Origin of the sequence: Blautia faecis (assembly GCF_020554845.1) — a bacterium.
Classification (GTDB): Bacteria; Bacillota; Clostridia; order Lachnospirales; family Lachnospiraceae; genus Blautia_A; species Blautia_A faecis.
Genome location: NZ_JAJCIA010000048.1, coordinates 17,139 through 27,974 on the forward strand (window position 1 = coordinate 17,139; position 10,836 = coordinate 27,974).

12 protein-coding genes are annotated in these 10,836 nt (G+C 45.0%); 10 read left to right on the forward strand and 2 right to left on the reverse strand.

Translation table 11 applies throughout. The features are described from left to right. The first annotated feature begins 46 nt into the window (after positions 1-46). From LIZ66_RS16605 to LIZ66_RS16645, 9 genes are all read left to right on the forward strand, one after another. Positions 47-1,018 carry a hypothetical protein gene (locus LIZ66_RS16605; RefSeq protein ID WP_173774196.1) on the forward strand — a complete coding sequence of 324 codons (972 nt, stop codon included), beginning with the start codon at positions 47-49 and terminating at the stop codon, positions 1,016-1,018. 40 nt (positions 1,019-1,058) lie between these two features. Next, positions 1,059-1,754 (forward strand): UMP kinase, encoded by a 696-nt coding sequence (gene pyrH / locus LIZ66_RS16610; RefSeq protein ID WP_173774202.1) that lies wholly within the window; start codon positions 1,059-1,061, stop codon positions 1,752-1,754. Between the two features lie 67 nt (positions 1,755-1,821). Further along, positions 1,822-2,376 (forward strand): ribosome recycling factor, encoded by a 555-nt coding sequence (gene frr / locus LIZ66_RS16615; protein WP_118578734.1) that lies wholly within the window; start codon positions 1,822-1,824, stop codon positions 2,374-2,376. 134 nt (positions 2,377-2,510) lie between these two features. After that, entirely contained in the window at positions 2,511-3,266 is a 756-nt protein-coding gene (locus LIZ66_RS16620; RefSeq protein WP_227201015.1) for an isoprenyl transferase, read from the forward strand. A gap of 1 nt (position 3,267) precedes the next feature. After that, positions 3,268-4,062: a phosphatidate cytidylyltransferase gene (locus tag LIZ66_RS16625; RefSeq protein WP_118578730.1), complete on the forward strand. Its 795-nt coding sequence runs from the start codon at positions 3,268-3,270 to the stop codon at positions 4,060-4,062. Between the two features lie 92 nt (positions 4,063-4,154). After that, a complete protein-coding gene (gene dxr, locus LIZ66_RS16630) occupies positions 4,155-5,297 on the forward strand; it encodes a 1-deoxy-D-xylulose-5-phosphate reductoisomerase (protein ID WP_227201008.1) in 1,143 nt (380 codons plus the stop codon). A gap of 1 nt (position 5,298) precedes the next feature. Beyond that, complete coding sequence (rseP, locus tag LIZ66_RS16635; protein WP_227201009.1) at positions 5,299-6,585, forward strand: RIP metalloprotease RseP; 1,287 nt, start codon at positions 5,299-5,301, stop codon at positions 6,583-6,585. Positions 6,586-6,628: 43 nt separating this feature from the next. Next, entirely contained in the window at positions 6,629-6,841 is a 213-nt protein-coding gene (locus tag LIZ66_RS16640; protein WP_227201010.1) for a hypothetical protein, read from the forward strand. Positions 6,842-6,941: 100 nt separating this feature from the next. Beyond that, a complete protein-coding gene (locus LIZ66_RS16645; RefSeq protein ID WP_330663623.1) occupies positions 6,942-8,024 on the forward strand; it encodes an NAD(P)H-dependent flavin oxidoreductase in 1,083 nt (360 codons plus the stop codon). Positions 8,025-8,135: 111 nt separating this feature from the next. Here LIZ66_RS16645 and LIZ66_RS16650 read toward each other — a convergent pair whose 3' ends face one another. Beyond that, a complete protein-coding gene (locus tag LIZ66_RS16650; RefSeq protein WP_264467178.1) occupies positions 8,136-9,410 on the reverse strand; it encodes a peptidoglycan-binding domain-containing protein in 1,275 nt (424 codons plus the stop codon). A gap of 158 nt (positions 9,411-9,568) precedes the next feature. Between LIZ66_RS16650 and LIZ66_RS16655 the strand changes: the two genes are divergently transcribed. Further along, positions 9,569-10,711, forward strand: coding sequence for a ComEC/Rec2 family competence protein (locus LIZ66_RS16655; RefSeq protein ID WP_227201011.1), 1,143 nt, complete (start codon positions 9,569-9,571; stop codon positions 10,709-10,711). 27 nt (positions 10,712-10,738) lie between these two features. On the opposite strand, the gene LIZ66_RS20250 is transcribed toward LIZ66_RS16655, so the two are convergent. Beyond that, on the reverse strand, positions 10,739-10,836 hold a 98-nt coding region (locus LIZ66_RS20250; RefSeq protein ID WP_408611573.1), incomplete at its 5' end, for a DUF6783 domain-containing protein.

Consider the following 10,836-nt stretch of genomic DNA (forward strand, 5'->3'; position numbering starts at 1 on the left):
GGATATTAGAGGAGTTTAATTCCATTTTGTGGGAGGAATATAGATTATGAAAAAACGTTATGTGATTCTTGCAGCACTTTTGGTCACTGCTTTGGCAGCAGCTGGATGTGGCAAAAAAAAGACTGAAGATACAGGCAAGGATGGCCAGGTAACCGTGGCTCCTGCTGAGAATACAGATACAGCTTCAAGTGATGACAGTTCCCTGGTAGATATGCAGAAATCTGACGATGCAGATATCAAGAATGTGATTGGTGATAAGACTTCCACAGCTTCCAGGCTGATTCTTGTGAACGGTACCGGAGCTGCTGTGAAGGGACTTTACATTCGTCCGACTACGGATGACGATGATGACTGGGGCACAGAGCTGATCAATGGATTGTTTACTTTGAATGATGGCGACAAGGCTCTTTACTATTATGAGCCGGACGAGAAGGATGCAGATGGAAATGCGGTGACAAGCTATGACATCCGGATCACGTATGAGGACGAGGATTATACAGACTGCTATTTCCGTAAGCTTCCGCTGAAGACAATTTCAAAGATCACTCTTCATATGGATGGAACTGCTGAGGATGGAATTCCTTATGCTACTTATCTGACAGGAACGAGTAAGACAGAAACTTCTACCCTGAGTGAAGTGATGGCGCGTCTTGGTCTTGATGACAGCGAAGACAGTTCTGAGGATGATTCTCAGGAAACGGATACAGCACCAACGCCTACATCTGCGCCGCAGCAGTCAGGTCCTACTTCTGCACCTACATCTGCACCGCAGCCTACAAGTACTCCGGATAATAGTGGCGGCAGTAATACAGCACCGGATGATTCCAGTGCAGATAAGGCGAAACAGTATATCGGACAGCCGCTTTCCAGTCTTGTTGCAGCACTGGGAGAGGCTAACGGAAGTGATTATGAGAACGAGCCGGAGACCGGAGAGACAGGATATCATTATTATGACTCTTTCACAGTTTCTACCACTGTTGATGACAGCGGAAATGAGGTTGTTGCCGGAGTATGGTAAAATAAAAGAATAAAAAATAAGGCAGGATAAAAGCATGGAAATGAAAAGAGTTTTATTAAAATTAAGCGGCGAGGCTCTTGCCGGACCGAAGAAAACAGGATTTGACGAGGCAACTGTTCTTGCAGTAGCGAAGCAGATCAAGGCAATTTCTGATGAAGGAGTACAGATCGGCATTGTGATCGGCGGTGGAAACTTCTGGAGAGGACGTACCAGTGAGACGATAGACCGTAACAAGGCAGACCAGATCGGTATGCTTGCTACCATTATGAACTGTATTTATGTATCTGACCTTTGCAGATATACAGGTATGAAGACTGAGATTTATACACCATTTGCATGTGGTGCATTTACCAGACTGTATTCCAAGGACAGCGTAGAAGAGAGCTTTGCACAGGGCAAGCTGGTATTCTTTGCAGGCGGTACAGGACATCCGTACTTCTCTACTGATACAGCTACGGTTCTTCGTGCAGTTGAGATCGAGGCCGATGCGATTCTTCTGGCGAAGGCAGTTGATGGTATTTATGACAGCGATCCGAAGGTAAATCCTGACGCTGTGAAGTATGATGAGATCTCTATTCAGGAAGTTGTTGACAAGAAGCTTGCAGCCATGGATCTTACAGCTTCTATTATGTGTCTGGAGCAGAAAATGCCGATGATGGTATTTGCTCTTGATGAGGAGAACAGCATTATCAACACTGTTCACGGAAAATTTTCCGGAACAAAGGTTACTGTATAAGCGCGTTGCGCAGAAAATAGGATAATACTGCTACCGGCAGAAAATCATAAAGAGGGAGATTAATTTTATGGATGAAAGAATTCAGAAGTATGAAGAGAAAATGAAAAAGACATTGGGCAGCTTAGAAGCAGAGCTGACTACTATCCGTGCAGGACGTGCCAATCCGCATATCCTTGACAAGCTGACAGTAGATTACTACGGAAGCCCTACACCGATTCAGCAGGTGGCAAATATCACAGTTCCGGAAGCTCGTATGATCCAGATCCAGCCATGGGAATCCAGCCTGATCAAGGGAATTGAGAAAGCAATCCTTACTTCTGATCTTGGTCTGAACCCGAATAACGATGGAAAAGTAATCCGTCTTGTTTTCCCGGAGCTTACCGAGGAACGCCGTAAAGATCTGGTTAAAGATGTTAAGAAAAAAGGTGAGGCAGCTAAGGTTGCTGTCCGCAACATCCGCCGTGATGCCAACGATGCATACAAGAAGCTGAAAAAAGAAGAGGATGTATCTGAGGACGAGATCAAAGAGTTAGAGGACAAAGTTCAGAAGCTTACAGACAAATACATCAAGGATGTAGATGCTGCAGTAGAAGCAAAAGGTAAGGAGATTATGACTGTATAAGGGCATATTACCTGAAGCGCAGAGCCGTTTGGACTAAAAATCTGCAAAACAGGATCCTTTTATAAAGAAACAGCAAAAAGAGCTCTTTAAAAAGAGCTCTTTTCTGCCCTTTTGTATGAAATTGTACGAATAATCTGAACGCTTATAACGAAAAAAGAAAAACAAAATACAAGGAGAAAAATATGAACGTACCCAATCATATTGCCATTATTCTGGACGGCAATGGCCGCTGGGCAAAGGCAAAGGGACTGCCCCGCGGCTATGGACATGTTAAGGGCTGCGCCAATCTGGAGCAGGTCTGCTATGATATTAAAGATCTGGGCGTGAAATATCTGACAGTATATGCTTTTTCCACGGAAAACTGGAAACGCTCCAGAGAAGAAGTGGATGGGCTTATGAAGCTGTTTCGCAGCTATCTGAAGAAATGTATCAAGATATCCCGGGATAATAAGATGAAAATCAAAATTATCGGCGACATCTCTGCTTTTGCACCGGATATTCAGGAAAGCATCCGTAAACTGGAGAAGTTTTCTAAGGATTATGATGAGCTATACTTCCAGATTGCCATGAATTATGGAAGCCGCGATGAGATTACAAGAGGAATGCGAAAGATGGCACAGGATGTGGCGGATGGAAAAGTTTCTCCGGATCAGATCACAGAGGATACGATTGGAAGCTACCTGGATACTGCAGGAGTTCCGGATCCAGATCTTCTGATACGCACCAGCGGAGAACAGAGACTTTCCAATTTCCTTATGTGGCAGCTGGCTTATACGGAATTTTATTTTACAGACGTGGCATGGCCGGATTTCCATAAAGCAGAATTAGTACAGGCTATTGAGAAATATAATCAAAGAGACAGAAGATATGGCGGTGTGAAGGAGGAGTAAGATGTTTAAAACACGTCTTTTAAGCGGTATTGTGCTGGTCGCAGTTGCGCTTCTGACTATTATCAGTGGAGGTTATGTGCTGTTTTTTACACTGCTTGGGATCTCTCTGATCGGAATGCAGGAGCTTTATAAGGTTATGAAGGTCCGGGAAGACCATTTTAATGCCCTGGAAATTGCAGGCTATCTTGGAGCTGTGATCTACTATGTGCTGATGTCGCTGGATTTTGAAAAATATGGAATGATGGGCGTGATCATTTCGTTCATGATGTTTATGTTCGTTTACGTATTTACTTATCCCAAGTTCAAGGCAGATCAGGTAATGCCGGCGTTCTTTGGGGTGGTATACGTGGCTGTGATGCTCTCCTTTATTTATCTTACCAGGAACCTTCCAGATGGAAAATTTCTGGTATGGCTGATCTTTTTATGCTCCTGGGGATGCGATACCTGCGCATATTGTGTGGGAATGCTGATCGGCAGGCACAAAATGGCACCAATCCTCAGCCCGAAGAAATCAGTAGAAGGTGGAGTAGGCGGCGTGGCAGGCGCTGCGCTTCTGGGCGCAATTTATGCAGCAGCAACTGGCGGAAAGATTGCAGAGTATGCGCTGATTTGTGCAGTCGGAGCACTGATCTCCATGGTTGGAGACCTGGCTGCTTCTGCTATTAAGAGAAATCAGGGAATCAAGGACTATGGCAAACTGATCCCGGGACACGGTGGAATCCTGGACAGATTTGACAGTGTGATCTTTACAGCTCCGGCTATTTATTTCCTGGCGAAGCTTGTGCTGGGAATCTGATTCAGGATTGGCAGCGGGAGGTATAAAGGAATAAGAAGTGTGGAAATGATAAGATGTGATTTGTCCCTGAAATGGACTGAGAGGAATTTCAAATGAAGAAAATTGCAATTTTAGGCTCAACTGGTTCCATCGGTACACAGACCCTGGATGTAGTGAGAGCTAACGGCGATATAGAGGTGCTGGGAATCAGTGCAGGAAGAAATGTGAAAATGCTGGAAGAACAGGCAAGAGAGTTTCATCCTCAGCTGATTGCAGTGTGGGATGAAAATGCGGCAAAGGACCTGGCAGTCCGTCTTGCGGATATGGATGTAAAAATTGTGTCTGGTATGGAGGGACTTCTGGAGCTTGCGCGTATGCCCCAGACAGACATTCTGGTTACCGCTGTTGTGGGAATGATTGGAATCCGTCCTACAATGGAGGGAATCAAGGCGGGCAAGGACATTGCCCTTGCAAACAAAGAAACATTGGTAACAGCAGGTCATCTGATCATTCCGATGGCAAAAGAGCATGGAGTTCAGATCCTTCCGGTAGACAGTGAGCACAGTGCTATTTTCCAGGCTCTTCATGGGGAAAAGCGGGCGCAGGTTGAGAAGCTTCTGATCACAGCTTCCGGTGGTCCCTTCCGTGGAAGAAAAAGAGAAGAACTGGAACATGTGACGCTTGCAGATACCCTGAAGCACCCGAACTGGGTAATGGGACAGAAGATCACAGTAGATTCTGCAACCCTGGTCAATAAAGGTCTGGAGGTTATGGAAGCCAGATGGCTGTTTGATGTGGATCTGGATCATATTCAGGTTGTTGTCCAGCCAAAGAGCATTATCCATTCGATGGTAGAGTTTAAAGATGGTGCAGTTATGGCGCAGCTTGGAACTCCGGATATGCGGCTTCCAATCCAGTACGCACTCTATTATCCGGAACGCAGATATCTGGATGGAGAGAGACTGGACTTCCATAAATTGAAAGAGATTGCTTTTGAAGATCCGGATATGGATACATTCCTGGGGCTTCCAATGGCTATGGATGCTGCAAGAAAAGGCGGCAGTATGCCTACTGTGTTTAACGCAGCAAATGAGCTGGCTGTAAAGAAGTTTTTACAGGAAAAAATCGGTTTTCTGGATATTTACGACATTATTGCACAGTCTATGGAAAGACATACAGTGATCCGGAATCCTGAGCTGGAGGAGATACTGGCAGTAGAAGACGAGACTTATAAATGGATTGAAAGCAGGTGGTAGGTTGAAGATTATTCTGGCATTATTGATTTTCAGTGCGATCATTCTTTTTCATGAGCTGGGGCATTTTCTTCTTGCAAAGAAAAATAAGATCGTAGTAACGGAGTTTTCCCTTGGAATGGGACCAAGGCTGCTTAGCACAGAGAAGAATGGAACAAGGTATTCTCTGAAGCTTTTGCCTCTTGGCGGTTCCTGTGCCATGCTGGGAGAGGATATGGAGGATGAGTCCAAGGGGACTTTCAACGGTGCACCAGTGTGGGGAAGAATCGCTACAGTTGCAGCAGGACCGGTATTTAACTTTATCCTGGCCTTTGTGTTTGCTGTGCTCATTGTTTCGCTGGTGGGCTATGACCCGGCAAAGGTTACACAGGTGGAGAGTGGTTCTACTGTGGCTGAAGCTGGTCTTAAGGAAGGGGATATTATCAAAGAATACCAGGGGTATCATATTGATCTGGCAAGAGATCTTTATCTGTATATGTATCTGAATAATCCGCAGGAGGATGAGACCATTCATATGACTGTGGAGAGGGATGGCAAAGATGTGGAGCTGGCCTTTAAACCAGACGTACAGGTGAGATACCTTCTTGGCTTTAACAGAAAGAGTACCGATTCTCTTGAGGTGGCATCCTTGATCCCGGGAATGGGTTTATCTGAAACTGGCGTGGAGCCTGGGGACGTGATCACTTCCATTAATGGCACCAGACTGGAGAGTTCGGACGATTATACTGCATATCTTGCAGAGCATCCTCTCACAAGTGAGCCTGTGACCATTACTTATGTGCGTGATGGCCTGGAATACAACGCTGAGGTAACTCCATCAGAGTCCCGCACAGCAGTGCTTGATTTTTCTTATAATCTGGCGTACACGAAGACACAGGGATTTGAAGTGCTGAAGTATGGAACACTGGAAGTAAAATATATGATCCGTTCTACCTTACTCAGCCTGAAAGAGCTTCTTACCGGTGGGCTGGGCGTAAAGGATTTAAGCGGTCCGGTTGGCATAGCTGATGCAATTGGCAGTACCTATGAGGCAAGTAAGAGTGAGGGCATGCTGACAATCTGGGTAAATATGCTGTATATGGCAGCACTTTTATCTGCAAACCTTGGGGTTATGAACCTGCTTCCGCTTCCTGCACTGGATGGCGGCCGGCTTGTATTTCTGATTATCGAGGCTATCCGGAGAAAACCGGTGAACAGACAGATTGAGGGCATGGTTCATTTCGCAGGTTTGATGGTGTTGATGCTTTTGATGGTTGTAGTTATGTATAATGATATTTTGAAGATTTTTTAATCTTTTTGAAATGAAAAAGCTGTAAAAAATGAAAGAGAAGGCTATGTGTATCAAACGGATATGCATAGCCTTTTTTGATGCAGCAGACGATTCTGCAGCAAATTCCTATTACCCCCAAAAAAAGCTTTTCCAGGCAGTGAGAGGAAATAACGGAAATGCAGATGAGGGGGATGGTCTGCTGCAGGCGGCAAATCCTGCAAGGGGATTCCTTTTTATAGGGAAAACTTCCGAATATGTAGTAATAAAAACTACATAATAAAGTGTCGAATAAAAGTAAAACTTGACATAAAAACAATAATGCTTTATACTAAAATAGTTTTAAAATCAAACTAAATTAAAGCATGGAGGATATTGTTTTGGATAGAGAATACAAAAGCAGTTTGAGATGTTTGAAAATTGGAGATAAGGTGGCAGAACTTCCTATTATTCAAGGGGGAATGGGCGTGGGAGTGAGCCGTAGCTCCCTGGCTGGCGCAGTGGCAGCAGAAGGAGGAGTGGGAGTTATTTCCACAGCTCAGATTGGATATGATGAGGCTGGCTTTGAGAAAGACCAGGCGGGATGCAATCTGAAGGCAATAAGAAAGCACATATGGAAGGCAAGGGAGATTGCCAAGGGAAAAGGGCTGGTCGGTGTTAATATTATGGTAGCGCTGAAACATTATAAAGAGCATGTAAAGGAAGCTGTGGAATGTGGTGCAGATGTGATCATCAGTGGCGCAGGACTTCCCATGAATCTGCCAGAGCTGGTACCGGAATTTTGCAGAACAAAGATTGCGCCTATTGTTTCTTCAAAAAGGGCAGCAAACCTGATTCTGAAAATGTGGGCACATCGATATAACCGGACTGCAGACCTGATCGTAGTGGAAGGACCGGAGGCAGGAGGACACCTGGGATTTTCCAGGGATCAGCTGGCTCACAGGGATGAGATGGATTTCGACCAGGAAATCCGGGATATTATTGCATGTAAAAAGGAATATGAGGAAAAGTTTGGCCGGGAAATTCCAGTGGTAGTTGCTGGCGGAATTTTTGACCGGAAAGATATTGATCATGTTATGGCGCTTGGGGCAGATGGTGTGCAGATCGCAAGCCGGTTTGTGGCGACCAAGGAATGCGATGCCGATGAAAGGTATAAACAGGCGTATGTAAATGCAAAGAAAGAGGATATGCAGATTATCCAGAGCCCTGTAGGAATGCCTGGAAGGGCGCTTTGTAATCCTTTTATGAAACTGGTAGAGAATGGACGGATTCCAGTAAAGAAGTGCTATAACTGCCTGGAAAAATGTAATCCAGGACAGGTTCCGTACTGCATTACCAAGGCATTGATCGATGCGGTGGAGGGAGATGTAGAGAATGGATTGATGTTCTGTGGGGCAAATGTTGGAAGGATTGACAAAATTACTTCAGTGCATGAATTGATGCGGGAATTGGCAGAAGGCTGATGGTTAGCCGGTTCCTATATGGTGATGTTGCTGACAAACGGCATGTCCGTTTAGATTATAAGGTTTAGATTAGAATTTTATGGCGGGAGAGAAAATCCCGCCATATTATGTTTATTGTAATTCTGCAATCCGGGTGACGCCTACGTAAATTTCCTGAATTTTGTACCAGGTGGCATAATCTACGATTCCGGTTTCCGGGAGACCGAAAATATTCTGGAATTTGCGGACAGAGGCCTGAGTCTGGGCACCATAGATTCCGTCCGGATTTACTTTTGGAAGAGCAGGGTAGGCCTGGCTGATGGCATTTAGCTGTTCCTGAAGCTGGAGTACTTTGCTGCCGGAAGCACCGATATCCAGGTCATATCCTGGCCAGGAGGAAGGAATTCCGGAGATTTCTTCTGCCACATTGATATACATATCGTTTCCGTAGAAATACCGCAGGATTTCAATGGCAGAATATCCCTGATCCCCAAGCCGCTTGCTTCCCCACTGTGTCATCCATCCTCTGTCCCGGCACTGCACCCGCTCTCCGTCGCAGTACTGGGTAAGAATTGGCTGACGGACGTTAGGACGGGATAGATAATTCTCGAAAAGTTCGTCTACAATGCGGTCAATGGAGTCAAAAATGTTTCGTCCGCGGATCCATTTGTGGTCGTAGGCGGTGGAGGATGTGATAGTGTAGTCTTTTCCTTTATTGCGGTACCACTCTGTGTATACCCGGTTTAGGGTAAAGGACATAATTGCCAGGATGTTGGCGCGGATGGTGTCGTCAGGCCAGGTGGCATAGATTTCGCTGCTTGCTACATTTTTGATATAGTCGCGGTAGCGGACATAATAATTAGAGGCGGAGTTATCACCTACAGGCCCATCATGCACTACAATGTATTCCGGAATTACGACCTTGCTTAGAACAATTTCGCCAGTTTCGTGTACTGGTTTAATTTCAGATTCCTGTATTTTTGGTGGATATTCATAGAAAAGTGTATGGGGAGGAATGACAATTCTGTTTTCCGAAACAGTGTCTTGCCTGGGATTCAGAAGGACAGGCTGTTTGGCCAGAACCGCAGGCAAGACTTCTGTGCCTGCGATTTCCTCCTGGTGAAAATCCTCGGCTTTGATCTGCATGGAATATTCTGCATAAGGCTGCGCCTCCTCGGAAGCATTCAGGCTATATTCCAGAGGAGGCGTTTTTAATTGAAGGACAGGGGTGTTGCCGGAAGAATCCGTGCGGACTTCTTCAATGATACTGTTTGGATCACCTGTATAAGAAATACGGACCAGTGCATTTTCCACAGGGCGGTTGTCTGTTTTTGAATGGACCGTTATCTGTAAGGTACCCCGGTCTATATTTTCCTGCTGTGCACATAATGCTTTTCTGTAATACATGGACGACCTCATAAAATGCTCTTCCAGGTATTATATGCGAAAAAAGCAATTGTGAAAACATAATTCAGGGATGTTTGTGGGGATGAGAATATATTATAATAGTAAAGAGGCAGCAGGACAGCGGTGCCTACGGTGAAAAATACGAAAGAAGGAATAAAATGAAACACTTAAGAAAACAAATTGCAGGCTATCTTTTAACCCTTATTCTGATTACGGCAGGAATAGTATTCCCTGGAAGCGGGGAAAAGGTTCTGGCATCTGGCGGTAGTATGACCGTGCATTTCCTGGATGTGGGACAGGGATTATCCATTCTGGTGCAGTCAGAGGGACAGAATCTGTTGTATGATGGTGGTCCAAGAAGCGCGTCCAGCTATGTGGTGTCCTATTTGCAGGAGCAGAATGTGTCAGAAATTGACTATCTGATCTCTTCCCATTATGATGAGGACCATGTGAGCGGACTGATTGGCTGTCTGAATGCATTTCAGGTGGACAATGTGATTGGAGCAGATTATATCCATGATTCTTCCCTTTATGGCTCTTTTATGGATGCAGTGGCAGCACATGGACTTGAAGTGCAGCATCCGGCAGTGGGGGCGGAGTATACATTTGGCTCGGGAAAATTTACAATTCTTTCTCCAAAGGAAATCAGCAAAGAGAGTAATGCTAATTCGGTGGCAATTAAGCTGAAGAATGGAGAAAACAGTTTCATTTTTACCGGGGATGCAGATTTTAACTGTGAAGCAGATATGGTGAATTCCGGGCTTGATCTGAGCTGCGACGTGTTAAGTGTGGGACATCATGGATCTGCTACATCCACAAGCTGGGATTTTCTTCAGGCCACAGTTCCGGAATTTGCAGTGATCAGCTGCGGCGCAGGAAATATGTATGGTCATCCGCATGCGGATACCATGGAAAAACTGTCAGATATGGGAATTCAGGTATATCGCTCTGATGAACAGGGAACCATTGTAGCTTCTTCGGATGGAAGTGCTATTACCTGGAGTGCAGATCCTTGCAATGATTATACTTCAGGTGATGGAGAAACAGCTGGGCAAAGTGAAGGGGAGAATGGATTTACAGCTGAAGATAATAGCGGAACTGATGCAGCTGCAGCATCAGAAAAGTCAGAACAGATTGCTGCAGCAGATGACAGTCAGGAGGAAATGGTATGGATATCTGCTACAGGAAGTAAATATCACAGTATTCCTGACTGTGGAAATATGAATCCGGATAAGGCATATCAGGAGCCAGTCTCACAGGCTGAGGCTCAAGGATATGAAGCTTGTAAGAAGTGCTTTTGATTATATATATTTAACCGAAATTTTCCATTATATTTCGGAATATCCCTTTTTTATTTGGGGAAATTCTGGTATACTAGAGCGTGTTTGAAAAAGGCTTTCTGCAAGATGTGCGTCACAATTTGTGG

Excerpts from the sequence above, each read along its gene's own strand:
- LIZ66_RS16605 (WP_173774196.1), top strand. The coding sequence starts at position 47 with ATGAAAAAACGTTATGTGATTCTTGCAGCACTTTTGGTCACTGCTTTG.
- pyrH (WP_173774202.1), top strand. The coding sequence starts at position 1,059 with ATGAAAAGAGTTTTATTAAAATTAAGCGGCGAGGCTCTTGCCGGACCG.
- frr (WP_118578734.1), top strand. The coding sequence starts at position 1,822 with ATGGATGAAAGAATTCAGAAGTATGAAGAGAAAATGAAAAAGACATTG.
- LIZ66_RS16625 (WP_118578730.1), top strand. The coding sequence starts at position 3,268 with ATGTTTAAAACACGTCTTTTAAGCGGTATTGTGCTGGTCGCAGTTGCG.
- dxr (WP_227201008.1), top strand. The coding sequence starts at position 4,155 with ATGAAGAAAATTGCAATTTTAGGCTCAACTGGTTCCATCGGTACACAG.
- LIZ66_RS16640 (WP_227201010.1), top strand. The coding sequence starts at position 6,629 with ATGTGTATCAAACGGATATGCATAGCCTTTTTTGATGCAGCAGACGAT.
- LIZ66_RS16650 (WP_264467178.1), bottom strand. The coding sequence starts at position 9,410 with ATGTATTACAGAAAAGCATTATGTGCACAGCAGGAAAATATAGACCGG.
- LIZ66_RS16655 (WP_227201011.1), top strand. The coding sequence starts at position 9,569 with ATGAAACACTTAAGAAAACAAATTGCAGGCTATCTTTTAACCCTTATT.